General features: G+C 72.1%; 23 protein-coding genes. 13 read left to right on the forward strand and 10 right to left on the reverse strand.

What is annotated here, in order from left to right; all coding sequences use genetic code 11:
• Positions 1-98: 98 nt before the first annotated feature.
• Positions 99-1,187 (reverse strand): amidohydrolase family protein, encoded by a 1,089-nt coding sequence (locus ACZ6ZP_RS00405; protein WP_351161886.1) that lies wholly within the window; start codon positions 1,185-1,187, stop codon positions 99-101.
• A 76-nt stretch (positions 1,188-1,263) separates the two neighbouring features.
• Here ACZ6ZP_RS00405 and ACZ6ZP_RS00410 point away from each other — a divergent pair, with 76 nt between their 5' ends.
• From ACZ6ZP_RS00410 to thpD, 6 genes are all read left to right on the forward strand, one after another.
• The gene (locus ACZ6ZP_RS00410) at positions 1,264-2,364 is read left to right on the forward strand and encodes a pyridoxal-phosphate-dependent aminotransferase family protein (RefSeq protein WP_351162496.1); all 1,101 of its coding nucleotides are present in this window, start codon (positions 1,264-1,266) and stop codon (positions 2,362-2,364) included.
• A 136-nt stretch (positions 2,365-2,500) separates the two neighbouring features.
• The gene (locus ACZ6ZP_RS00415) at positions 2,501-3,025 is read left to right on the forward strand and encodes a DinB family protein (RefSeq protein WP_469405090.1); all 525 of its coding nucleotides are present in this window, start codon (positions 2,501-2,503) and stop codon (positions 3,023-3,025) included.
• Positions 3,026-3,357: 332 nt separating this feature from the next.
• On the forward strand, positions 3,358-3,951 hold the full coding sequence (ectA, locus tag ACZ6ZP_RS00420; RefSeq protein ID WP_351161890.1) for a diaminobutyrate acetyltransferase: 594 nt from the start codon (positions 3,358-3,360) through the stop codon (positions 3,949-3,951).
• A gap of 74 nt (positions 3,952-4,025) precedes the next feature.
• Positions 4,026-5,297, forward strand: coding sequence for a diaminobutyrate--2-oxoglutarate transaminase (gene ectB, locus ACZ6ZP_RS00425; protein WP_351161892.1), 1,272 nt, complete (start codon positions 4,026-4,028; stop codon positions 5,295-5,297).
• A gap of 98 nt (positions 5,298-5,395) precedes the next feature.
• Positions 5,396-5,800, forward strand: coding sequence for an ectoine synthase (locus ACZ6ZP_RS00430; RefSeq protein WP_351161894.1), 405 nt, complete (start codon positions 5,396-5,398; stop codon positions 5,798-5,800).
• A gap of 142 nt (positions 5,801-5,942) precedes the next feature.
• Positions 5,943-6,842 carry an ectoine hydroxylase gene (gene thpD / locus ACZ6ZP_RS00435; RefSeq protein WP_351161896.1) on the forward strand — a complete coding sequence of 300 codons (900 nt, stop codon included), beginning with the start codon at positions 5,943-5,945 and terminating at the stop codon, positions 6,840-6,842.
• Between the two features lie 119 nt (positions 6,843-6,961).
• Here the strand turns inward: thpD and ACZ6ZP_RS00440 are convergent, their stop codons facing one another.
• Positions 6,962-8,029, reverse strand: a complete 1,068-nt coding sequence (locus ACZ6ZP_RS00440) for an alkene reductase (RefSeq protein ID WP_351161898.1) — start codon at positions 8,027-8,029, stop codon at positions 6,962-6,964.
• A gap of 138 nt (positions 8,030-8,167) precedes the next feature.
• Here ACZ6ZP_RS00440 and ACZ6ZP_RS00445 point away from each other — a divergent pair, with 138 nt between their 5' ends.
• On the forward strand, positions 8,168-8,656 hold the full coding sequence (locus tag ACZ6ZP_RS00445; protein WP_469405091.1) for a MarR family winged helix-turn-helix transcriptional regulator: 489 nt from the start codon (positions 8,168-8,170) through the stop codon (positions 8,654-8,656).
• 400 nt (positions 8,657-9,056) lie between these two features.
• On the opposite strand, the gene ACZ6ZP_RS00450 is transcribed toward ACZ6ZP_RS00445, so the two are convergent.
• The 6 genes from ACZ6ZP_RS00450 to ACZ6ZP_RS00475 form a co-directional block, all read right to left on the reverse strand.
• On the reverse strand, positions 9,057-10,070 hold the full coding sequence (locus ACZ6ZP_RS00450; protein WP_469405092.1) for a maleylpyruvate isomerase family mycothiol-dependent enzyme: 1,014 nt from the start codon (positions 10,068-10,070) through the stop codon (positions 9,057-9,059).
• Complete coding sequence (locus ACZ6ZP_RS00455) at positions 10,070-10,693, reverse strand: sigma-70 family RNA polymerase sigma factor (protein WP_399978081.1); 624 nt, start codon at positions 10,691-10,693, stop codon at positions 10,070-10,072. Before ACZ6ZP_RS00455 ends, ACZ6ZP_RS00450 begins: the two co-directional genes overlap by 1 nt.
• A gap of 69 nt (positions 10,694-10,762) precedes the next feature.
• Complete coding sequence (locus tag ACZ6ZP_RS00460) at positions 10,763-11,809, reverse strand: aminotransferase class V-fold PLP-dependent enzyme (RefSeq protein ID WP_469405093.1); 1,047 nt, start codon at positions 11,807-11,809, stop codon at positions 10,763-10,765.
• Between the two features lie 71 nt (positions 11,810-11,880).
• Complete coding sequence (locus ACZ6ZP_RS00465) at positions 11,881-12,603, reverse strand: DsbA family oxidoreductase (RefSeq protein WP_361463496.1); 723 nt, start codon at positions 12,601-12,603, stop codon at positions 11,881-11,883.
• Between the two features lie 118 nt (positions 12,604-12,721).
• A complete protein-coding gene (locus tag ACZ6ZP_RS00470; protein ID WP_351161909.1) occupies positions 12,722-13,201 on the reverse strand; it encodes a GNAT family N-acetyltransferase in 480 nt (159 codons plus the stop codon).
• A gap of 35 nt (positions 13,202-13,236) precedes the next feature.
• On the reverse strand, positions 13,237-14,250 hold the full coding sequence (locus ACZ6ZP_RS00475) for a GlxA family transcriptional regulator (RefSeq protein WP_351161911.1): 1,014 nt from the start codon (positions 14,248-14,250) through the stop codon (positions 13,237-13,239).
• 71 nt (positions 14,251-14,321) lie between these two features.
• Between ACZ6ZP_RS00475 and ACZ6ZP_RS00480 the strand changes: the two genes are divergently transcribed.
• Positions 14,322-15,785, forward strand: coding sequence for an MFS transporter (locus ACZ6ZP_RS00480; protein WP_469405094.1), 1,464 nt, complete (start codon positions 14,322-14,324; stop codon positions 15,783-15,785).
• Between the two features lie 151 nt (positions 15,786-15,936).
• Here the strand turns inward: ACZ6ZP_RS00480 and ACZ6ZP_RS00485 are convergent, their stop codons facing one another.
• Positions 15,937-16,545 carry a DUF1349 domain-containing protein gene (locus ACZ6ZP_RS00485; protein WP_399978075.1) on the reverse strand — a complete coding sequence of 203 codons (609 nt, stop codon included), beginning with the start codon at positions 16,543-16,545 and terminating at the stop codon, positions 15,937-15,939.
• A gap of 5 nt (positions 16,546-16,550) precedes the next feature.
• Positions 16,551-18,080: an aldehyde dehydrogenase (NADP(+)) gene (locus tag ACZ6ZP_RS00490; RefSeq protein ID WP_469405095.1), complete on the reverse strand. Its 1,530-nt coding sequence runs from the start codon at positions 18,078-18,080 to the stop codon at positions 16,551-16,553.
• A 136-nt stretch (positions 18,081-18,216) separates the two neighbouring features.
• Between ACZ6ZP_RS00490 and ACZ6ZP_RS00495 the strand changes: the two genes are divergently transcribed.
• The 5 genes from ACZ6ZP_RS00495 to ACZ6ZP_RS00515 all read left to right on the forward strand — a co-directional run bounded on the left by ACZ6ZP_RS00495 (position 18,217) and on the right by ACZ6ZP_RS00515 (position 22,592).
• Positions 18,217-18,987 (forward strand): IclR family transcriptional regulator, encoded by a 771-nt coding sequence (locus ACZ6ZP_RS00495; RefSeq protein WP_160504308.1) that lies wholly within the window; start codon positions 18,217-18,219, stop codon positions 18,985-18,987.
• An 11-nt stretch (positions 18,988-18,998) separates the two neighbouring features.
• Positions 18,999-19,469, forward strand: coding sequence for a GNAT family N-acetyltransferase (locus ACZ6ZP_RS00500; RefSeq protein WP_351162498.1), 471 nt, complete (start codon positions 18,999-19,001; stop codon positions 19,467-19,469).
• Between the two features lie 170 nt (positions 19,470-19,639).
• Entirely contained in the window at positions 19,640-20,599 is a 960-nt protein-coding gene (locus tag ACZ6ZP_RS00505; RefSeq protein WP_469405096.1) for a hypothetical protein, read from the forward strand.
• Positions 20,596-21,921, forward strand: coding sequence for a sensor histidine kinase (locus tag ACZ6ZP_RS00510; protein ID WP_469405097.1), 1,326 nt, complete (start codon positions 20,596-20,598; stop codon positions 21,919-21,921). The genes ACZ6ZP_RS00505 and ACZ6ZP_RS00510 overlap by 4 nt, the downstream gene beginning before the upstream one ends.
• Entirely contained in the window at positions 21,918-22,592 is a 675-nt protein-coding gene (locus ACZ6ZP_RS00515; RefSeq protein ID WP_351161924.1) for a response regulator transcription factor, read from the forward strand. Before ACZ6ZP_RS00510 ends, ACZ6ZP_RS00515 begins: the two co-directional genes overlap by 4 nt.
• Positions 22,593-22,594: the final 2 nt, after the last annotated feature.

Consider the following 22,594-nt stretch of genomic DNA (forward strand, 5'->3'; position numbering starts at 1 on the left):
GACTCAGCTCCCCAACTCCCCCAGCCCTGCCCCGTCCTGAAACGGGGTTCCACCATCAGCCCCCCGCCCCTCACACACTGTAGGAACTGGCGCGCCAGCTACCCCACGACCCTCCCGTTCAGCACGACCCTCCGCGGCGCCGCCAACACCCCCACGTCCTCCCGGGGATCGGCCTCGTACACCACCAGGTCCGCAGGCGCCCCCTCCACCAGGCCCGGCCGCCCCAGCCAGGACCTCGCCCCCCACGTCGTCGCCGACAGGGCGTCCACCGCCGGGATACCGGCGAGCCGCAGCTCCGCCACCTCGGCGGCGACGAGGCCGTGGGCCAGCGAACCGCCCGCGTCCGTGCCCGCGTACACCGGCACGCCCGCGTCGTACGCGGCCCGCACCGTGTCGTAGCGCCGCTCGTACAGCCGCCGCATGTGCCGCGACCACTTCGGGAACTTCGACTCGCCGCCGTCCGCGAGAGCGGGGAACGTCGCGATGTTCACCAGCGTCGGCACGATCGCGACGCCCCGCTCGGCGAAGAGCGGAATGGTCTCCTCGGTGAGGCCCGTGGCATGCTCGATGCAGTCGATGCCCGCCTCCACCAGGTCCCGCAGGGAATCCTCGGCGAAGCAGTGCGCCGTCACCCGCGCGCCCAGCCGGTGCGCCTCGGCGATCGCCGCCTCCACCTCGGGCCTGGGCCAGCACGCCGTCAGGTCGCCCGCCTCGCGGTCGATCCAGTCGCCGACCAGCTTGACCCAGCCGTCGCCGCGCCCGGCCTCCTGGGCGACGTACGCGACGAGGTCGGAAGGCTCGATCTCATGGGCGTAGTTGCGGATGTAGCGGCGCGTGCGCGCGATGTGGCGGCCCGCCCGGATGATCTTCGGGAGGTCCTCGCGGTCGTCGATCCAGCGGGTGTCGGACGGGGAGCCCGCGTCGCGGATCAGGAGGGTGCCGATCTCGCGGTCGGTCAGCGCCTGCTTCTCCGCGACGTCCGCCTCGACCGGTCCGTGCGTGTCCAGGCCCACGTGGCAGTGCGCGTCGACCAGGCCGGGGAGCGTCCAGCCCTGGATCGTGACGTCCGGCGCCGCCGACGGGCGGTCGTACGTCACCCGGCCCCCGACCACCCACAATTCGTCCCGGACCTCGTCCGGGCCGACGAGCACCCGCCCCTTCACGTGCAGCACCGTGTGATCGCTCATGTACAGCAGCTTAGGAGCCTGTCGGTACGCTCGGACCGGCAGCCCGAACGAACTCGTGAGCGAAGTGAGCAGCACCGTGACGCACCCCTTCCTTGACCTGGCACCCCTGAGTGCCCAGCACTTCGCCTCCATCGAGGAGCGCGTCGCCGGGCTGCTCTCCACCGACCAGGACGTCGTGATCATGCAGGGCGAGGCGCTGCTTCCCCTGGAGGGCTGTATCCGGGGTGCGGCGCAGCCCGGCACGACCGCCCTGAACGTCATCACGGGCCCTTACGGGCAGACCTTCGGGAACTGGCTGCGGGACTGCGGTGCGACGGTCGTCGATCTCGCCGTCCCCTTCCACACCGCCGTGACGGCCGAGCAGGTCCGCGAGGCGCTCGCCGCGCACCCCGAGATCGACTTCGTCTCGCTCGTCCATGCCGAGGCCGCGACGGGCAACACCAATCCCGTCGCCGAGATCGGTGAGGTCGTACGCGAGCACGGCGCCCTCTTCATGCTGGACGCCGTCGCGTCGGTGGCTGCGGAGCCGCTGCTTCCGGACGCGTGGGGCGTGGACCTGTGCGTGATCGGCGCGCAGAAGGCGATGGGCGGCCCCGCGGGCGTCTCGGCCGTCTCCGTGAGCGAGCGGGCCTGGTCGCGCCTCGCCGCCAACCCGCAGGCGCCGCGCCGCTCCTACCTCTCCCTCCTGGACTGGAAGGAGCGCTGGATCGACGGCGGGCGCAAGGCCCTGCTGCACGCCCCGGCCCAGCTGGAGATGCTCGCCCTGGAAGCGTGCGTGGAGCGCATCGAGGCGGAGGGCCTGGACGCGCTGATGGCGCGGCACGCCACCGCCGCCGCCGCGACCCGTGCGGGCGCGATCGCCCTGGGCGGCGGCCTGGTGCCGTACGTCCATGAGGCGCGGGACGCCGCTCCGGTCGCCACGACGCTGCGGGCCCCGGCCGGGGTGGACGCCTCCCAGCTCGTCGCCAAGGCGATCGCGGCGGACCCGGTGCTTCCGCTGGTCGCCGGTGGTGGCGCGCTGGCCAAGGAGATGATCCGGGTGAACCACTACGGTCCGGACGCGACCCGTGGCGTCGTGCACGCATCGCTGGCCGCCCTGGGCGCCGCGATGGGCGAGGCCGGGCTCGCGGTCGACCTCGAAGCGGCGCGGCGCGCGGTGACGGCCGCCTGGCAGTAGGCGCCCCTCCGCCCCTGGCCGTCCCTGGCCCGTCCGCGTCTACCCTGCCCTCCCTGGGCGGTCCACCCCTGGCCCGTCCCCAAGCTCACAGCGAACAGCGGCCGTCCGAAGCGGCCGGCGTGGCAGCGTGACCGCCATGACCACGCTTCCGGACGGCCGCCCCGTTCCCGGGCTCACCGACGGCGAGCCGGCGATGCTGGCGGGCTGGCTCGATTTCCATCGCGGGACCCTCGCGGTGAAGTGCGAAGGGCTCGACGACGCACAGACCCGTATCGCTTCGGTCCCGTCGTCGTCGCTCACCCTGCTCGGTCTCGTGCAGCATCTGGCCGAGGTGGAGCGGAACTGGTTCCAGCGGGTACTCGCCGGGCGGGACGTGCCGCCGGTGTACGGAGACGCTGCCGGAGGCTTCGCCCTGGACCCGGAGCGGACGTGCGACCAGGCCCTGGCCGTGTGGCGGCGCGAGGTGGCGGTGAGCAGGGAACTCTGCGCGGGACGGTCGCTGGACGACGTCGGGCGGCTGAGCGAGCGGGAGGCGGCCGTGGCGGGCGGCACCGAGGTCAGCCTGCGCTGGATCCTGGTCCACCTCGTCGAGGAGTACGCACGGCACAACGGTCACGCCGATCTCCTCAGGGAGGGAATCGACGGAGTGACGGGGCCGTAAATACGCTACGTAAATTCACGGACGCATTCTCACCGCTTCTTTATCCACTTTATCAGCACAGCTTCCCGTATTCTTCTGCCCGCTTTCCGGAGACCTAAACACTAAGGTTTCGACAGCATCAAGTCTCACAATTCGGACAGGCTTCGTGGGAGTTACGGTTCTGTGACGTACTCCACATCACGCCCGGTATATGCCGTATGACCCCATCAAATCAGGCCAAACCGCCGGGGATTCCTGCGGGCGCGCACCCCCGCGTGATAACACAAGAGCCGCTTCGACGTAACCCCTCCCGGCGATGCAATTAAAGAAATTGCTCGGTAAATTCAATCCGCATGACCGCTGCACAAGCCGATCTACCGACCGACCTGCTAGCGAATTCCCTGGAAATGCCCGAGGGGTTGCGCCTCGACACCCCCGACGTCGCCGACGGCGCCGCGATCTGGCGGATCGCCCGCGACTCGAAGGTGTTGGACCTCAACTCCTCGTACAGCTACCTGCTGTGGTGCCGCGACTTCGCGGCGACCTCCGTGGTGGCCAGGGACGCCAAGGGTGAGCCCGCGGGGTTCATCACCGGCTACATCCGGCCCGAGCGGCCGCGCACCCTGGTGGTCTGGCAGGTGGCCGTCGACCAGGCGCACCGAGGCCGCGGCCTCGCCGGTGCGCTGCTCGACGGTCTGACCGCCAAGGTCGCCGCCGACCGGGAGCTGGTCTCGGTCGAGACGACCATCACGCCGGACAACACCCCGTCCGAGCGGCTCTTCACCTCATACGCACAGCGCCACGGAGCGTCTGTCGAGCGCACGGTGCTCTTCGACGCCGGACTCTTCCCCGAGGAGGGGCACGAGCCCGAGGTCCTGTTCCTGATCGAGCCGATCGCACAGACCGGGAAAGTCGCGCAGATCGAACCGGTCGAGCCGGTCGGCTGAGTTCCGCCGTTCCCCCCACGCACCACCCGTCACCCCCCACCTCCCAAGTCTTTCCATCTCCCAGGAGATCTGCTGTGACCATCACCCAGCCCGACCTGAGCGTCTTCGAGACCCTGGAGTCGGAGGTGCGCAGCTACTGCCGCGGTTGGCCCACTGTCTTCGACCGTGCGCAGGGCAGCCGCATGTTCGACGAGGACGGCCACTCGTACCTCGACTTCTTCGCCGGGGCCGGCTCGCTCAACTACGGCCACAACAACCCGGTCCTCAAACGCGCCCTGATCGACTACCTGGAGCGCGACAGCGTCGTCCACGGCCTCGACATGTCGACGACCGCCAAGCGCGCGTTCCTGGAGTCGTTCCAGAACATCATCCTGCGCCCGCGCGACCTGCCGTACAAGGTCATGTTCCCGGGCCCGACGGGCACCAACGCCGTCGAGTCCGCGCTGAAGCTGGCCCGCAAGGTCAAGGGCCGCGAGTCGATCGTGTCGTTCACGAACGCGTTCCACGGCATGTCGCTCGGCTCGCTCGCGGTGACCGGCAACGCGTTCAAGCGCGCCGGCGCCGGCATCCCGCTGGTGCACGGCACGCCGATGCCCTTCGACCGCTACCTCGAGGGCACCACCCCCGACTTCGTCTGGTTCGAGCGTCTGCTCGAGGACCAGGGTTCCGGCCTCAACCAGCCCGCCGCCGTGATCGTCGAGACGGTCCAGGGCGAGGGCGGCATCAACGTCGCCCGTGCCGAGTGGCTGCGCAAGCTCGCCGACGTGTGCGAGCGCTGGGACATGCTCCTCATCGTCGACGACATCCAGATGGGCTGCGGCCGTACCGGCGCGTTCTTCTCCTTCGAGGAGGCGGGCATCACGCCGGACATCGTGACGGTGTCCAAGTCCATCAGCGGCTACGGCATGCCGATGGCGCTGACCCTGTTCAAGCCCGAGCTGGACATCTGGGAGCCGGGCGAGCACAACGGCACCTTCCGCGGCAACAACCCGGCGTTCGTCACGGCCGCCGCCGCCCTGGAGACCTACTGGTCCGACGGCCCGGCCATGGAGAAGCAGACCCGGGCCCGCGGCGAGCAGGTCGAGGAGGCGTTCAAGGCGATCGTCGACGAGAACCCCGGCGCCATCAAGGAGTACCGCGGCCGCGGCCTGGTCTGGGGCATGGAGTTCCTGGACAAGTCGCGCGCCGGCGCCATCGCCAAGCGGGCCTTCGAACTCGGCCTGCTCATCGAGACCTCCGGCCCCGAGAGCGAGGTCGTCAAGCTCCTTCCGGCGCTGACGATCACCGCCGACGAGCTGGACGAGGGACTGCGCACGCTCGCCCGTGCGGTGCGCGAGACCGCCTGATCGGTGCGGGTAGCTGCCCGGGCGGTGCGTGCGCGCACCGCCCGGGCGGCTCTCGGGCCGCGTCTTCACCCCCGTAAGAGAAAAGGAACCAAGTCACCGTGATCGTCCGTTCGTTCAAGGACATTGAAGGCACCGACCGGCACGTCAAGTCCGCCTCGGGCACCTGGGAGAGCAAGCGCATCGTCCTCGCCAAGGAGCGGGTGGGCTTCTCGGTCCACGAGACCATCCTGTACGCGGGTACGGAGACGTCCATGTGGTACGCCAACCACATCGAGGCCGTCGTGTGCACCAAGGGTGAGGCCGAGCTGACCGACGACACGACCGGCGAGAAGTACACGATCACTCCGGGGACCATGTACCTGCTCGACGGGCACGAGAAGCACACGATGCGGATCAAGGAGGACTTCCACTGCATCTGTGTCTTCAACCCGCCCGTCACGGGTCGTGAGGACCACGACGAGAACGGCGTGTACCCGCTGCTCACGGAGCCGGAAACGGCCTGAGTACGGAAAGTCGGGCTTGAGCTCCGGCTCCGCACGCAGAGCTGAGGCACGCCCCCTGAATCTCCCCCGCCGCCCTCTTCCTCTGGGCGGCGGGGGTATACATCCCGGAAAGGGCCGTACGAGAGGAGAGGCAGGCAACACCATGACCACCGCACCCGAACGCACCGCCGATCTGTACCCGACACGAGGCACCGAAGAGGTCCTCATCGAGCGCAAGGACCCCGTCGTGTGGTCCGAGCCGGGTACGCCGGGGCCGATCGAGGCCGATGAACTGGCGGGGTTCGAACGGGACGGTTTCCTGGCGATCGACCAGCTCATCACCCCGGACGAGGTGAGCGTCTACCACGCCGAGCTCGCGCGGTTGATCGATGACCCCACGATGCGGGCGGACGACCGGTCCATCGTGGAGCCGCGTTCCCAGGAAATCCGCACGATCTTTGAGGTGCACAAGATCAGCGAGCTGTTCGCCAAGCTCGCAGCCGACCCGAGGGTGGTGGGCAGGGCCCGGCAGATCCTGGGTTCCGACGTCTACATCCACCAGTCCCGGATCAACGTCAAGCCGGGCTTCGGAGCCACGGGGTTCTACTGGCACTCGGACTTCGAGACCTGGCACGCCGAGGACGGGCTCGCGAACATGCGGACCGTCTCCGTCTCCATCGCGCTCACCAAGAATCACGACACCAACGGCGGCCTCATGATCATGCCGGGGTCGCACAAGACGTTCCTCGGCTGTGAAGGCGCGACGCCGAAGGACAACTACAAGCGGTCCCTGCAGATGCAGGACGCGGGCATTCCGTCGAACGAGACGCTGACCAGCCTCGCCTCGGACCACGGCATCCGGCTCTTCACCGGTGAGGCCGGCTCCGCGACCTGGTTCGACTGCAATGCCATGCACGGTTCGGGGGACAACATCACGCCGTTCCCGCGCAGCAACGTCTTCATCGTGTTCAACAGTGTGGAGAACACCGCGGTGGAGCCGTTCTCGGCGCCGGTCCGGCGGCCGGATTACATTGGGGCTCGGGACTTCACTCCGGTGAAGTAAGCAATCTTGTAAGAGAGTTGGCCCGGCACCTGGGGGTGCCGGGCCATGCTTGGGTTCGGGCCATGCTTGAGGTCGGGCCGCGCTTGGGTTCGGGCCGGTGCCGCGTGCTCGCTGCGGGGTTACAGCGCCGGGTAGTCCGTGTAGCCCTTCTCCGTGCCGCCGTAGAACGTCGACGTGTCAGGCGTGTTGTACGGGCCTTCGGCCTTGAGGCGGGCCGGCAGGTCGGGGTTGGCCAGGAACAGCGCGCCGAACGACACGATGTCCGCGGTGCCGTCCTCGACGAGGGCGAGCGCGTCGGCGCCCGTGGGACCCTCGGTATCCGGGTTCAGGATGAAGGGCCCGTTGAAGCTCGCGCGCAGGGTGGTCACCAGGTCGCGGATCGGGCCCACCTCCATGACGTGCAGGTACGCCAGGTCCAGGGCGCTCAGCTCCTTCACCAGGGCGGTGTACGTCGCCTCCAGCTCGGCCTGCGGCTCGGAGATGTCGTTGAAGGGGTTGCCCGGGGAGAGGCGCAGGCCGGTGCGGGCGGCGCCGATCTCGGCGGCGACGGCCCGCGCGGTCTCGACCGCGAAACGGATGCGGTTCTCGGGGGTGCCGCCCCATTCGTCGGTGCGCCGGTTGGAGCCGGGGGCCAGGAACTGGTGGATCAAGTAGCCGTTGGCGCCGTGGAGTTCGACTCCGTCGAAGCCCGCGTCGATCGCGTTGCGGGCCGCGGTCACGAAGTCGCCGATGGTGGCGCGGACCTCGTCGCCGGTCAGCTCCCGGGGCGTGACGAAGTCCTTCAGGCCCTCGGCGGTGTAGACCTGCCCCTGGGCGGCGACGGCCGATGGGGCCACGTTCACCTGGCCGTCGGGGAGCAGTACGGGGTGGCCGATGCGGCCGGTGTGCATGATCTGGGCGAAGATCTTGCCGCCAGCGGCGTGGACGGCGGTCGTGACCTTGCGCCAGGACTCGACCTGCTCGGCGGAGTGCAGGCCCGGGGTGTCCGGATAGCCCTGGCCTATGGCGGAGGGCTGGATGCCCTCCGTGATGATCAGGCCGGCGGAGGCGCGCTGGGCGTAGTACTCGGCGGTGAGCTCCGTGGCGGTGCCGCCGGCGCCCGCGCGGTTGCGGGTCATGGGGGCCATGGCGATGCGGTTGCCGAGCAGGGCGCCGGAGAGGTCGAGCGAGTCGAACGCGGTGGTCATCACGTACTCCCAGAGGAACGGTGCGGCTTGCTTTATTGGTCGGCCAAGTAACCCAACCGGGCGCCACTGCAACTTATTCCTTGGCCGACCAAGCTAATTTGGAGGAGCACGCTTTCCGACGAGGACCGAGGAGTCCCGATGAAGGGTTCGGCCGACCCCGCCTGTACCAAGCCCCCCGCCGCGGCGCGGCGGGGGCCCGTCAGCCACACCGTGAGCCGGGTGGCCCGGCTGCACCGGATCGCGGCGGGCAAGGTGCTGAAGCGGCTCGGGCTCTATCCCGGCCAGGAGTTCGTGATGATGCACCTCTGGGAGGCCGGGCCCGTACGTCAGTCGGACCTGATCAAGGCGGTCGACCTCGACCCGTCGACGGTCACCAAGATGCTGCAGCGCCTGGAGCAGTCCGGCCACGTCCAGCGCCGCCCGGACCCGGCGGACCGCCGCGCGGTCCTGGTCGAGCCGACGCCTTCGAGCTGCGGGCTGCTGGCGGAGGTGGAGCTGGCGTGGGGGGAACTGGAGGAGTACACGCTGGCGGGCCTGAGCGGGGAGGACCGGGCGGAGCTGGCGCGGCTGTTGGGGCGGGTGGCGCTGAACTTGTGCACAGAGACGGCGGACTGCGAGGGGGCGTAGGCCCCGGGGGGGGCGGGGTGCGGGGTACGGGGCCCTCCGTGTGTGGGTACGGTGTCGCGCCGGTATGTCCGTCCTCGCCATCGTCCGGGGGCCGCCTGGACGGGGTGCGGGGTGCGGGCCTCGGTCCGCCCTGGGGGCGGGGCCGCGCCGGTATGTCCGTCCTCGCCATCGTCCGGTGGCCGCCCGGCCGCTGCGGCCCCGGAGCGCCGCGAACCGTGCTCCGGGCGGACATACCGGCACGTCCCCTCCCGAGCGCTCCCGACTGCGGGTAGTCGCTGGCCGCTGCGGGGCAATCGGGCGGGTGGGCGGGAAAGGCCTGTTCGGTGAGGGGGTGCTGCGGGGTGATCGGGCGGGTGGGTGGGAGAGGTTTGTTCGGTTCGGGGTAGTTGGCGGGGGGAGGTTAGAGCCAGGCCAGGGAAGCCGCTCGGGTCAGGACCTGGTGCGCGGCCGGCTCGTTGCCCGAGATTCCCCTCGGGACCTCCGCGGGGTCCACCCTGCCGCCCATGAGCAGGCAGAAGTCCACCGGGTCCAGGACCAGCTCCGCGCTCACCGGCTCCGCCCCGCTGCCCAGGATCCACGACACCTCGCCGCCCTCCCCCGCGACGGTCAGCGCGACGGCCGGTGCCTTCGTGCCCAGGGCCCGGTCCAGGATGCGTACCGCCAGGCGCACCAGTTGCCAGAGGTGCGGCGTCAACGGCGGCGGGACCGGCATGTCCAGGGCCCGGCCGATGTCCTCCGTGTGCACCCACGCCTCGAAGGCCCGCACCAGGAAGTGGTCCGACAGCGGCAGCCTGGCGCCCATCAGGGTCGTTGCCCGGCCCGCCAGTTCCGCGTCGTGCGCCTCGGGGCTGGAGAGCAGGGCCGTCGCCTGGCTCCGCCAGGAGGCGATCGTCTCCACCGGGGCACGGAGCCGCTCCCGGGCCAGGGACTCCTCCGTACGCGCCGCCCACGTGACCCGCCAGGGCGTCCCGTCCACGCCGTCCCACACCGAAGGCGCCCGCAGGCCCAGGCACACGGCCAGCGGCTCGTCCGCCGCCAGCAGGTGCGCGACCGTGTCGTGGACGTCCCAGTCGTGCACGACAGGCGTCCCCCAGGGCCCGTCCTGCGCCAACTCCCCCAGCAGCGCCTGGAGTCCGGACACGGCAGCGGCGTACGGCGCCGCGTGCGCAGCCGCACGGGAAGCCGGGGGGCGGGTGCGCAGGGCCAGGGCGAGGCCCCGGTCGGCGGGGGCGGCCCCTGCGGTGAGGGGCGGGCCGTCCAGGTCCCGTACCACCGCCCGCAGCCGCGTCGCCTCCGCCGCGCACGGGTCGCAGTCGGCGATGTGCGGAGCCACCGTCCGCTCGTCGCCCGGCATGAGCGCGCCGACGGCCCAGGCCCCGAGAAGTTCACGTACGGCTTCGTGATCCGTGGTCATCACGCGCCTCTTTCGCCTGGTGCGTCGGCAAGTGCCGATGGGTCGGATGGGTCGGGTGGATCGGGTGGGTCCGCCAGGGCTTCTGCCAGTCTGCGCAGCGCCGTGCGCAGGCGCGTCTTCGCCGTGCCCTCCGGAATGCCCAGCTCCACCGCCGCCTGGCGGTACGTGCAGCCCGCGAAGTACGCCAGGTGCACCACCTGGCGCTGCGGGAGCGGCAGTCTCGCCAGTGCGGAATGCAGGAGCAGGGAGCGTTCTCGTGCCATGACCACGTCTTCCGGGGGCGGGTCCGGGGTGGGGATCGTGTGCAGGGTCGCGTCGTCGGCGTGGGCCGCCTTGCGGTGGCGCTCCTCGCCGCGTACCCAGTCCACCGCCCGCCGATGCGCGAGCATGCACAGCCAGGTGCGCAGGCTCCCCCGCCGCGCGTCGAACGCGTAGGGCCTCGACCAGAGATGGGCGAAGACCTCCTGGGCGACGTCCTCCGCCGCGGCGGGGCTGCGGGTGACGCGTCCCGCGATGCGGTGGACGAGGGTGCCGTACTCGTCGTAGGCCTCGGCGAGAGCCGTCTCGTCGCCGTACACCAGGCGCTGGTGCAGGTCGGCTTCCCGATAAGGCTGCTGAGCCACTGACACCACCGCCTCGTGAGGCCACCCCGTCATGCCTTCCTAGCGCCCCGCCGCCCGGCGCGCCAGGGTTCAGCCGGAGAGCACGTCGAGGATTCGGTCCACGTCCGCCTCTGTGTTGTACAGATGGAACGAGGCTCGCAGGTGTCCCGCCCGTGCGGACGCGATGATCCCGGCGCGGCTCAACTCCGGCTCCCTGTCGGCGAGTCCGGGGACCGAGACGATGGGGGACGCGCCGGGCACCGGCTCGTGGCCCAGCTCCGCCAGGCCCGAGCGGTAGCGGGCCGCCAGCGCCGTGTCGTGGGCGTGCACCGCCTCGATGCCGGCCTCCTCCAGGTACGCCAGGCCCTGTGCCGCCCCGTGGTAGGCGAGGAAGGCGGGGGGTTCGTCGAAACGGCGGGCGCCTGGGGCCAGTTCCGAGAGCGGGCCGTACGTGGAGTTCCAGGAGTCCGCCGACGCGAGCCAGCCGCCGTGCAGCGGCACGAGGGACTCCTGCGCCTCCTCGCTCACCGTCAGGAAGGAGGTGCCGCGCGGGCAGAGCAGCCACTTGAAGGCGCCGGTGACGGTGTAGTCGTACAGACTCGCGTCGAAGGGCAGCCAGCCCGCGGCCTGCGTGGCGTCGTTGAGGGTGCGGGCGCCGTGGGCGGCGGCGGCCTCGCGCACCGCCGGGTCGTCGGCGAGACGGCCGTCGGCCGACTGCACGGCGGAGTACACGACGAGAGCCGTGGTGGGGCGGATCGCCTCGGCGAGGCCCTCCAGGGGCGCATAGCGGATCTTGAGGTCGCCGCGCACCACGAAGGGGTTGATGATCGAGCTGAAGTCGCCCTCGGGGAAGAGGACTTCGGAGCCGGGCCGCTGGGACGCGGCGATCAGCCCCGCGTGCACGGCGACCGAGCCGCCGGTGGCCACGCGCGCGTGCGGCACGCCGACGATCCGCGCGAAGGACTCGCGGGCGGCCTGCACGACCCCGAAGTCACCCGCCCCGCCGCGTCTGCCCGCGCCGTTCTCGGCCGCGAGGCCCTGGACGGCCGCGACGGCCCGGGCGGGCAGCAGGCCGCAGCTCGCGGTGTTCAGATACGTCGACGTGGGCGCGAACTCGGCGCCGTTGATGATCCCCATGGGATCAACTCTCGCGCCCGTTCCCGCCCACGTCCATCGCCGATGTCCGGAACCGGCCGGTCAGCGGGCGCCTACGCGTCCTTGGCGCCCGGCTGCGGGACCTCGCAGCCGTCGGGACCGCACGCGTCGCCCTCCGCGAGGGTGGTGAGCGGCGAGCGGCTGCCCCACGCCTGCTCCAGGGCCTGCGCGAAGACGTCGGCGGGCTGGGCCCCGGAGACGCCGAACTTACGGTCCAGGACGAAGAACGGCACGCCGTTCGCGCCGAGCTCGGCGGCCTCGCGCTCGTCGGTGCGTACGTCGTCGGCGTACCGGGAGGGGTCCGCGAGGACCGCGCGGGCCTCGTCCGCGTCGAGACCGGCCTCGACCGCGAGCTCCACGAGGCGCTCGTCGTCGTCGAAGACGGAGCGCTCCTCGGCGAAGTTGGCCCGGTAGAGGAGTCCGATCAGCTCGTCCTGCCTGCCCTGCTCCTTGGCGAGGTGCAGGAGGCGGTGCATGTCGAAGGTGCTGCCGTGGTCGCGGCCCTCGGTGAGGTAGTCGAGGCCTTCGGACGAGGCGTTCACACCGAGGTTCCGCTCGGCCTCCTGGGCCTGCTCCTCGCTCATGCCGTACTTCTTGGCGAGCATCGGGATCACGAGCCCGCTGTCGCCCTTGGCGCGCGAGGGGTCGAGCTCGAAGGAGCGGTGCACCACCTCGACGTCGTCGCGGTGCGGGAAGGCGGCGAGTGCCTTTTCGAAGCGGGCCTTGCCGACATAACACCAGGGACAGGCGATATCGGACCAGATCTCGACGCGCATGTGACTAGCTCTCTTCAGGTCGGACGGTAGTACGGAGGGTCCCTCCGGTCAGTTGAAGAACGTACGACCTGGCCCGCTCATTCCCGTACGAACCGGCTTCCCGTACGAACCGACCCGCTCATTCCCCGGCGGTGACGGTCAGCCGCATCCGCAGGTGGGTGCCCGCGCCCTCGCCCTGCTCCGCCGGCTGCCAGCCGTGGCGTACGTAGAAGGCCTGGGCGCGCCGGTTCTCGCGGTGGACGTCCAGGGTGGCCGTCCGGACGCCGTCGGCCAGCCATTCCTCCACGCACGCGGCGTGCAGGGCCGCCCCGACCCCCGCGCGCCAGTGGTCGGGGTCGACGTGGAACTGGAAGAGCGCCACGGTGTCCGCCGCCTCGCCGTCGGGCGTGCGGAAGGACGCGACGCCCACGATGCGGCCGTCGCGGACCGCGCACAGCACGTGCCCGTTCCGGCGCTCGACGGCTCCCCGCCACATCGCCGTCCCGTCGACGCCTTCGTCCGGGAGCCCCTCGGGGTAGTACGTGGCGCGGGCGCGGGCGTGCAGGGCCGCCAGGGCCGGGGCGTCGGCGGTGAGGGCGGTGCGTATGACGGTCGGCATCACGGTCCGCGTCGTCGTGGGGGGTGCTGAGTGGATCACGCTGCGATAGACGTGTTCCGGGGGTCTTGAGTTCCGAGGCGGCTGAACTGGGCGCGGTAGGCGCTCGGCGTGAGCCCGGTGCGGCGCACCAGATGGCCGCGGAGCGAGTCGGCGGTGCCGAGCCCGCAGGCCTGCGCCACCTGGTCCATGGGGAGCGAGGTCGTCTCCAGGAGCTCCTTGGCCCGCTCGATGCGCTGGTGGAGGAGCCACTGGAGCGGGCTGACCCCGCTCTCGGCGTGGAAGCGCCGGGTGAGGGTGCGCACGCTGACGCCCGCCTGCCGGGCGAGGTCGGTGAGCGTGAGCGGCTCGTCGAGGTGGCGCATGGCCCAGCCCCGGGTGTCGGCGCAGGCGTTGCCGCGCTCGGGCGGGAGCGGGGTCTGGGTGAACTGGGTCTGGCCGCCGGGCCGGACGGGGGCGACGAGGGCGGCTCTGGCCACCTGGTTGGCGACGGCCGCTCCGTAGTCGGTGCGGATGATGTGCAGGCACAGGTCGATCCCGGCGGCGTACCCGGAGGACGTCATGACCTGTCCGTCCTCCACGTAGAGGACGTCTCCCTTGAGGTCGAGCGCCGGATAGCGGCCGCGCAGCTCTTCGGCGAGCTGCCAGTACGTGGTGGCGCTGCGCCCGTCGAGGAGTCCCGCCTCGGCGAGCACGAAGGCGCCGCTGCAGATGGAGGCGATGCGGCGGCCCGCGTCGGCGGCCTCGCGGACGGCGGCGACGGTCCGCGGGTCGGGTGCGTAGCGGTGCCCGGTGCCCGCGACGAGGAGGGTGTCGGCCTCGCGCACGGCGTCGAGCCCGTGCTCCACCTGGAGGCTGAGCCCGCCGGTGGTGGCGATGGTGCCGGGCTGCGGGGTGCAGACGACCACCTCGTAGCCGGGTCCGCCCGCCACCTCGACCTTGTCGAAGAGCATCTCGGGGACCGCGAGGTTGAACATCGACACGGGTGAGGGCGCTATGACGGCGACGCGGTGGGGGCGGTGCGGCCGGCGGGCGGGCTTCGGGCGGGGCATGGCCAGAACCTCCGGAGGTATGGCATTCAGGCCACTACTGTAACCGCGCCGCCGTCAGCAGACTCATGGACATGGCAACGAACGACCTCACCGAAGGCCCGCACGCGACGCGGCATTTGACGGACGCGGCTCCCGCCGGGCCACCTGGCGGCCGGGCTCCCGCTGGGGCTCCCGGCACCCCGGCTCCCCCGCCGACGGCGCCCGGCAAGCGCGGCCGTCCCTCCTCCCCGTCCCCCGGCCTCACGCTCACCGCCGCCATGCTCGGCTTCGCCCTGATCACGCTCGACGCCTCCGTGGTGAACGTGGCACTGCCCGCGATCGGCGACTCCCTGGGCGGCGGCATGTCCGGGCTCCAGTGGGTCGTGGACGCCTACACCCTCGCCTTCGCCGCCCTGATGCTCTCCACCGGCGCGCTCTCCGACCGGATCGGCGCGACCCGGGCGTACGCGATCGGCATCACGGTGTTCACGGCCGCCTCGGTGGCGTGCGGGCTCGCGCCGTCGCTGCCCGTGCTGATCGGCGCGCGGGTGGTGCAGGGCGTGGCGGCCGCGGTGGTCCTGCCCGCCTCGCTCTCCCTCGTGCGCCAGGCCTACGCGGACCCGGCCAGGCGGGCCCGCGCGGTGGCGATGTGGGCGGCGGGCGGCTCGGTGGCGGTGGCGCTCGGCCCGGTCGCGGGCGGCGCGCTGACCACGGCGTGGAACTGGAGCGGCATCTTCTTCATCAACGTCCCGCTGGGCGCGGTGGCCTTGGTGCTCCTGCTCCGGGCACCGCGCTCGGAGCGCAGGCCCGCGCCCCTGGACGTGCCGGGTCAGCTGCTCGCGGTCCTGACCCTCACGGCCGTGACCTTCGCGGTCATCGAGGGCGGTACGACGGGTCTGATCGCCCTGGTGATCGCGGTGGCGGCGGGTGCGGCCTTCTGGCGGACGGAGGCGCGCCAGCCGCACCCGGTGGTGCCGTTGACGCTCTTCCGCGACCGGACGGTCGCGATCACGGTGGCGGCGGGTGCCGCGTGCAGCGTCGCCTTCTACGGCCTCGTCTTCGTCTTCAGCCTCTTCTTCCAGGAGGTGCAGGGGCGTTCGGCGCTGTGGGCCGGGCTGATGTTCCTGCCGATGACGGGCCTGATCGCGGTGACGAACGTCTTCGCGGGAAAACTGTCGGCGAGGGTGGGCCCACGGACCCCGATGCTGGCGGGGCAGGCGGTCGCCGTACTGGGCCTGCTGGCGCTCTTGTTCGCCGACGCGGAGACGCCCGCGCTCGGCCTGGCGTTCCTCATGGTCCCGCTGGCCCTGGGCTGCGCCCTGACGATCCCGCCGCTGACCGCGGCCATGATGGAGGCGGTGCCTGCTGACCGGGCCGGTCTTGCCGCGGGAGTGCTCAACTCGGCCCGGCAGGTGGCCGGGGGCCTGGGGATCGCGGCCTTCGGGGGACTGGTGGCGGGTGACTTCGTACCCGGGATGCGGGTGAGCCTGCTGATCGCTGCGGCGCTGCTGACGGCTTCTGGGGTGGCGACGCTGGGGCTGCGGCGCGGGCGCTGAATTTCTCCCCAACGCGGGCGCTGAATTTCTCCCCAACCCCGCCCCTTCCCGACGCCGGACGGGCTGAAAATTCCAGCCCGTCCGGCGTTCGAGGACATCTTGTCCGGGGTCCGGGGCGGAGCCCCGAGAACGGCGCCCACCCCGCGGGGTACTAGGACCCGTCCCTGAGGCCCTGGGGCCAGTTCGGGCGGAACTCGAGTCCGTCGTACGTCACCACGCACCCCTCCCCCACCGGCGACTGCGCCATGAAGCCCACCAGGGCCGCGCCCGCCGTCTTCTCCTCGCCCAGGGAGAAGATCCGGACGAACGTCCAGTGCTTGCCGTCCTGGGAGGCGTGGAAGGCGAACGCGTTGCCCGTGCGGCTGATGCGGAGCCAGACGCTGCTGCCGTCCACCACGAACGCGTTCGCGTCGTCGGAGCGGCCCCGGGTGACGACCGTGCAGACCGTCGCCTCGTCCGGCGACCGCTCCAGGCAGAGCTTGGCCCACTCCCGGTCGCCCACGTGCAGGTACAGCACCCCCGCGTCGAACGCCGCCGCGAAACCGACCGTCACCCGGGCGATCAGCTGGAAATCCCCCTCGGGGGCGCCCAAGAGGCGGGGTGCGTCCGCTGCCGGGTCCAGGGCCTCGCCCGTCGGGGGGACGAAGCGGTCCTGCCGGGCGCCCGCCCAGCCGGTGAGCACCCCCTCGTCGTACGACCAGTTCCCGTCGGGACCGTACGTGCGCAGGGAGAAGGGCAGTTCGGGGATATTGACGTCCATGGGCGTCAGTGTTCCAGGCGCCCGTCGTAGCGACGCGGCAGCCCCAGCGGGTTCTCGTCACGCAGCTCCGGCGGGAGCAGCGCGGCGGGCGTGTTCTGGTACGCCACAGGACGCAGCCAGCGCTCGATCGCCGTACCGCCCACGGAGGTCGAGGTGGACGTCGTCGCCGGGTACGGACCGCCGTGGTGCTGCGCGGGCGCCACCGCGACCCCGGTCGGCCATCCGTTGACCAGCACGCGCCCGGCCAGCGGCGTCAGTTCGGCGATCAGCGCGGCGCCGCCGCCCTCGCCCGCGGCCTCCTCGGCGGACAGCTGCACCGTGGCCGTGAGGTTGCCGGGGAGGCGGGTGAGCACGTCGGTGATCTCCGTCTCGCTCTCGTAGCGCGCGACGACCGTCACCGGACCGAAGCACTCCTCCAGGAGCAGGTCGTGCTCGCCCTCGGTGGCGAGCTTCGCCGCGGGAACCGTCAGGAAGCCCGCGCTCACCGTGTGCTCGCCGCCCGCGCCCGGCGTCACCGGCGCGTCCACGTCCGGCAGTTCGCCGCGCTCGCGCACGCCCGCCACGAAGTTGTCCCGCATCCGGTGGTCCAGGAGCACCCCGGCCTCGGTGTCGCTGACCGCCTCCGTCAGGGACTTGACGAAACGGTCGCCGCCCGCGCCCGCCGGCGCGAAGACCAGGCCCGGCTTGACGCAGAACTGGCCGACGCCGAGCGTCATCGAGCCCGCGAGGCCCGCTCCGATCTCCTCCGCGCGCTCGGCCGCCGCCGCCTCGGTCACGACGACCGGGTTGAGGGAGCCGAGCTCGCCGTGGAAGGGGATCGGCACGGGACGGGCCGCCGCCGCGTCGAAGAGGGCGCGGCCGCCACGGATCGAGCCCGTGAACCCGGCGCCGGAGACGAGCGGGTGCTTGACCAGCTCGACGCCCGCCTCGAAGCCGTGCACGAGGCCGACGACGCCCTCCGGGATGCCGTGCAGGGCCGCGGCCCGTCGCAGCGTCGCCGCCACCAGCTCGGAGGTCGCCGGGTGGTCCGGGTGCGCCTTGACGACCACCGGGCAGCCCGCGGCGAGCGCGCTCGCGGTGTCGCCGCCGGGGACGGAGAAGGCGAAGGGGAAGTTGGACGCGGAGTAGACGGCCACGACGCCCAGCGGGATCTTGTAGCGCCGCAGGTCCGGGATGGGCGGGGTCGCGCTGCTGTCGGGGTGGTCGATGACGACGCCGAGGAAGCCGCCCTCGTCCACCACGTCCGCGAAGGCCCGCAGCTGGAAGCAGGTGCGGGCGAGTTCACCGGTGAGCCGGACGGGACCGAGCGCGGTCTCCGCGTCCGCGGCCTCCACCAGGTGGTCCTTCGCTCCGTCGAGCAGTTCGGCCGCGGAGCGCAGGAACGCCGCGCGTACGGTGCGGTCGGCGAGGGCGTCCTGGGCGGCCAGCGCGGCGCGTACCGCCTGGTCCACCTCTTGGGCCGTGGCTTCGACCGCAACCTGCTCGCGCTGCTTCCCGGTTCGGGGGTCGACACTCCAGACTGGTGCTGCTGCCACCGCGGGCTCCTCCAGAGGTGATGCCACAGATGTGCTGCCACCCACCTGGGCTGTTCGATATGCTGAACGCTGTCTCCGATGATGAATAGCGGAGACTTCGGAGACTATTTCTCGTCGAACTAAGGGGTCAAGGGCGATGTCGGCTGGCGAGACTGGCGGGGCACAGGTCAAGTCCGCGGTGCGGACGGTGGAGTTGCTCGAATACTTCGCGGGACGCCCCGGAATGCACTCTTTGGCCGCCGTCCAGGAAGCCGTCGGATACCCCAAGTCCAGCCTCTACATGCTCCTTCGTACGCTGGTGGAGCTGGGCTGGGTGGAGACGGACGCGACGGGCACGCGGTACGGCATCGGGGTGCGGGCCCTGCTGGTCGGCACCTCGTACATCGACGGCGACGAAGTGGTGGCGGCGGCCCGGCCGACGCTCGACCGCCTCTCGGACGACACCACGGAGACGATCCACCTGGCGCGCCTGGACGGCACGAACGTCGTCTACCTCGCCACGCGCCAGTCGCAGCACTACCTGCGCCCCTTCACCCGGGTGGGCCGCCGCCTCCCCGCGCACTCGACGTCCCTGGGCAAGGCCCTGCTCGCCACCCACACCGACGAGCAGGTGCGCAAGATGCTCCCGGAGACGCTGCCCGCCCTGACCGAGCACACGATCACCGACCGCGAGAAGCTGATCGAGGAGCTGCGCACGGTCCGTGAGCAGGGCTTCGCGGTGGACCGCGAGGAGAACACGCTGGGCCTGCGCTGCTTCGGCGTCGCGATCCCCTACCGCACGCCCGCGCGGGACGCGATCAGCTGCTCCGTGCCGGTGGCGCGGCTGACGCCCGCGCACGAACAGATGGTGAAGGACGCGTTGTTCGACGCGCGGGACAGGCTGACACTGGCGACTCGTAGGCTCTGAGCATGACGAGCATGGATGTCGGTCTGCGGCCGGTGCACGACAGTGATCTCCCGGTCTTCTACCGGCAGATGAACGATCCCGAGGCGACCCGCGTCGCCGCCTTCACCTCGCCGAAGACTTCCGACTGGACGCTGTTCGAGGCCCACTGGAAAGGGCTGAGGGAGTCGCCCGACGTCGACGCACGCACGGTCCTCGCGGACGGCGACGTGGTGGGCAGCGTGGCGGTGTACGGCGAGCCGGGCGAGCGGGAGGTCACGTACTGGATCGACCGCTACTACTGGGGCCGGGGCCTGGCCACGGCCGCGTTGCGGGCGCTCCTCGCGGAGGTGCCGGAGCGTCCGCTCCACGCACGGGCGGCGGCGGACAACGCGGGGTCGCTGCGGGTCCTCGAGAAGTGCGGGTTCCGGGTCACCGCCGCCGAGCGGGGCTTCGCGCATGCGCGGGGCGAGGAGATCGACGAGGCGGTGCTGGTGCTGGAGTAGGGTCCGTCCGGCGGCGGAGCCCCACGGTTCCGGGAAGGCGCGGGATCAGGGAGAGCCCCGCAGGGCCCCCACCCCCGGCACCCGTCCCCCGCGCCCCTCCCCCGCACGGCGGACCCGGATCATCGTCGCGCAGGACGTGCGCCGCACCCGGCGACGGGAGCGTAGAGGGCATGAAAGCCCTCCGCGCCGTCGCGATCCTCGCCGCCCTCCCCTACCTCGCCCTCAAGATCGCCTGGATCGCCGGCAGCCACATCGGCATTCCCGAGGGCAGCAGCCTCCTCCAGCACCGCACCACCATGATCTTCGCCAACGGCCTCACCCTGCTGATGGACGCGAGCGTCATCGTCCTCGCGCTGCTCCTGACCCGCCCCTGGGGCCTGCGGACCCCCGCCTGGCTGCTCGCGTTCCCCATGTGGGCCGCCACCGGGCTGCTCACGCCGATCATGGCCGGGTTCCCGCTCCAGCTCCTGGTCAAGGCGCTGGGCGGCAGCGTCGACCAGCCTTCGTCAAAGGGCAGCGACGGCGCCTTCCTCGACGCGTGGGTCTTCGGCGTCGTCTACGGCGGGTTCATCCTCCAGGGCCTGGCCCTCGGCGCCCTGTTCGTCCGCTACGCACGGGCCCGCTGGGGTCACGTCTGGCGGGGCCGGGCCCTCGCCCCGGCGGACCGCGGCCACTTCCAGCGGGGCACCGCCGTCACCGCCGCCCTCCTGGCCGTCGTCCCCGCCGCCCTGCACATCCTCTGGGCCACCGGCTCCACCCTCGGCCTCAACGAGGCGCGGACCGAGGAGCGTACGACCGACTTCTACGTCCTCGAAGCCCTGGACCTGGTCTACCTCGGCTCCGCCGTGGCCGGCGCGCTGCTCATCGCGTTCCGGTGGGCCCCCGCCCTGCCCGTCAAGGTGCCGCTCGCCCTCGCCTGGATCGGCTCGGGCGCGATCGCCTGCTGGGGCGGCTGGCTGCTGTTCGCCACGGTCGTCGGCGTGGACGACATCGCCAGGCGGCCCACGGCGGGAATGCTCCTGACCTACTCTGTGCAGATGATCGTCGGGACGCTCGTGGCCGCCGTCGGAGCACGCTTCCTCAGGGAGCGGTCGGGCGCGGTCACCACGGCGGCGGGGCGCCCCGCGTGAAAGCTTTCGCGGCGACCCTGACCACGCTCTTCGGACGGCGGGCCCGGCGCCGGTGGATCCACCTCATCCTCGGTGGCGCGCTCGCCATGCCGTACGTCTTCGTCGGCTCCGTCGTCGTCGGGCCGCTGCTCGGCGAGGACAACGTCCTAGGCTCGCTCACCGCCCAACTCAGCGCGTTCGCCGTGGGGTTGCCGCTCGCCGCGATCACCGCGCTCTTCCCGCTCACACGGCCCATGTCGGTGGCCGCCGTGCGCGCGCTGTGCGACGTGCCGGGCGAGGCGCTCGCCGAGGGGCCCGCGCGGTCCCGGCAGGCGCGCGGGCGCACGGCCGCGTGGTTCACGCTGCACCTCGGGTTCGGCGGGGTCATCAGCGGAATGTCCCTCGCGCTGCCGCCGTTCGCGGCGGTGCTCATCGCGCTGCCGGTGGTCTCCGCCCTGCGGGACAGCCGCATCGGGATGCCCGAAGTCTTCGACGAGAACTGGATGCTGGCGCTCTCCCCGGTCATCGGCGTCCTCTCGCTGGTCGCGCTCGCGGGGTGCGCCGCGGCGGCCGGGAGCCTGCTCGCGCGCTGGGCGCCCGATCTCCTGGGGCCGTCGCCCGCCGACCGGCTCGCGGCGGCCGAGCAGCGCGCCGCGGACCTCGCCGTGCGCAACCGGCTCGCGCGGGAGCTGCACGACTCGGTGGGCCACGCCTTGAGCGCGGTCACGCTCCAGGCGAGCGCCGCCCGCAGGGTCCTCGACCGCGACCCGGAGTTCGTCCGCGAGGCGCTTGCCGCCATCGAGGAGACGACCCGGCGCACGGTGGGCGAACTCGACGCGGTCCTTGGGGTGTTGCGGGAGGGCGGCGACGACCGGGCGAGTCCGGCCGCGCCCGCCCCCACCCTCTCCGCCGATCTCGACGGGCTCCTCAAGCGCACCCGCGCGGGCGGCCTGCGGGTGAGAGCCGCGGTGGAGCTCGGCCCCGACGGCCCGGACGCGCTGCCCCCGATGGTGTCCCGCGAGGCCTACCGCATCGTCCAGGAGAGCCTGAGCAACGCCCTGCGGCACGCGGGCCCCGACGCCCCGGTGACCCTGCGGATCGCCCTGGACGGCGCCGACCTGGAGATCCTCGCGGAGAACCCGCTGCCCCACGCCACCCCCGCACCCCGCCCCGGCGGCGGCCACGGCCTGCGCGGCATCACCGACCGGGCCAGGCTCCTCGGCGGCACGGTCCGCACGGGCCCCGCCGACGGGGTGTGGCGCGTGGACGTACGACTCCCCCTGAAGGGTCCCGTCGAAGGGGCCCGCAGGACGACCGACCCGAAGGGCCCCGCACACCCATGACCGAACCCACCGGCACAGCCGCCCCCATCCGCATCGTGCTCGCCGACGACGAGCGCATGGTGCGCACCGCCCTGCGCGTGATCCTCTCCGCCGAACCCGACCTGGAGGTCGTCGGCGAGGCGGCGAGCGGCGCGGAGGCGGTGTCCGTCGTGCGCGAGCTGACGCCCGACGTGGTGCTCATGGACGTACGCATGCCGGAGGTCGACGGCATCCGGGCCACCGAGCAGATCCTGCGGACGCATGCCGACCCGCCGCGCATCGTGGTCGTGACGACCTTCGAGAACGACTCCTACGTGTACGAGGCGCTGCGCGCCGGTGCCTCCGGGTTCCTGCTCAAGCGGGCCGACGCGGACTCGCTCGTCCAGGCGGTGCGGCTCGTCGCGCGCAGCGACTCACTGCTCTTCCCGGCGGCGGTGCGCGCCCTGGCCGCCGAGCACGGGCGCGCGAAGCCCGCGGCCCCGGCCTGGGTGGCCCGTCTGACGGGGCGCGAGAGCGAGGTGCTGCGGCTGATGGCGGCGGGCCTGACCAACGCGGAGATCGCGGGCCGGATGGGCGTGGGTCCGGCGACGGTGAAGACGCACGTGGCCGCCGTGCTTGCCAAGACGGGGGCGCGGGACCGTACGCAGGCGGTGATCGCGGCGTACGAGGCGGGCTTCATGAACGCCGACTGAGC

The organism is Streptomyces sp. NPDC054047 (assembly GCF_055585065.1).

What these genes read in the sequence shown, in the direction of transcription:
- ACZ6ZP_RS00405 (WP_351161886.1), bottom strand. Translation starts at nt 1,187, where the DNA reads ATGAGCGATCACACGGTGCTGCACGTGAAGGGGCGGGTGCTCGTCGGC.
- ACZ6ZP_RS00415 (WP_469405090.1), top strand. Translation starts at nt 2,501, where the DNA reads ATGACCACGCTTCCGGACGGCCGCCCCGTTCCCGGGCTCACCGACGGC.
- ectA (WP_351161890.1), top strand. Translation starts at nt 3,358, where the DNA reads ATGACCGCTGCACAAGCCGATCTACCGACCGACCTGCTAGCGAATTCC.
- thpD (WP_351161896.1), top strand. Translation starts at nt 5,943, where the DNA reads ATGACCACCGCACCCGAACGCACCGCCGATCTGTACCCGACACGAGGC.
- ACZ6ZP_RS00440 (WP_351161898.1), bottom strand. Translation starts at nt 8,029, where the DNA reads ATGACCACCGCGTTCGACTCGCTCGACCTCTCCGGCGCCCTGCTCGGC.
- ACZ6ZP_RS00445 (WP_469405091.1), top strand. Translation starts at nt 8,168, where the DNA reads ATGAAGGGTTCGGCCGACCCCGCCTGTACCAAGCCCCCCGCCGCGGCG.
- ACZ6ZP_RS00450 (WP_469405092.1), bottom strand. Translation starts at nt 10,070, where the DNA reads ATGACCACGGATCACGAAGCCGTACGTGAACTTCTCGGGGCCTGGGCC.
- ACZ6ZP_RS00460 (WP_469405093.1), bottom strand. Translation starts at nt 11,809, where the DNA reads ATGGGGATCATCAACGGCGCCGAGTTCGCGCCCACGTCGACGTATCTG.
- ACZ6ZP_RS00465 (WP_361463496.1), bottom strand. Translation starts at nt 12,603, where the DNA reads ATGCGCGTCGAGATCTGGTCCGATATCGCCTGTCCCTGGTGTTATGTC.
- ACZ6ZP_RS00470 (WP_351161909.1), bottom strand. Translation starts at nt 13,201, where the DNA reads ATGCCGACCGTCATACGCACCGCCCTCACCGCCGACGCCCCGGCCCTG.
- ACZ6ZP_RS00475 (WP_351161911.1), bottom strand. Translation starts at nt 14,250, where the DNA reads ATGCCCCGCCCGAAGCCCGCCCGCCGGCCGCACCGCCCCCACCGCGTC.
- ACZ6ZP_RS00480 (WP_469405094.1), top strand. Translation starts at nt 14,322, where the DNA reads ATGGCAACGAACGACCTCACCGAAGGCCCGCACGCGACGCGGCATTTG.
- ACZ6ZP_RS00485 (WP_399978075.1), bottom strand. Translation starts at nt 16,545, where the DNA reads ATGGACGTCAATATCCCCGAACTGCCCTTCTCCCTGCGCACGTACGGT.
- ACZ6ZP_RS00495 (WP_160504308.1), top strand. Translation starts at nt 18,217, where the DNA reads ATGTCGGCTGGCGAGACTGGCGGGGCACAGGTCAAGTCCGCGGTGCGG.
- ACZ6ZP_RS00500 (WP_351162498.1), top strand. Translation starts at nt 18,999, where the DNA reads ATGGATGTCGGTCTGCGGCCGGTGCACGACAGTGATCTCCCGGTCTTC.
- ACZ6ZP_RS00505 (WP_469405096.1), top strand. Translation starts at nt 19,640, where the DNA reads ATGAAAGCCCTCCGCGCCGTCGCGATCCTCGCCGCCCTCCCCTACCTC.
- ACZ6ZP_RS00515 (WP_351161924.1), top strand. Translation starts at nt 21,918, where the DNA reads ATGACCGAACCCACCGGCACAGCCGCCCCCATCCGCATCGTGCTCGCC.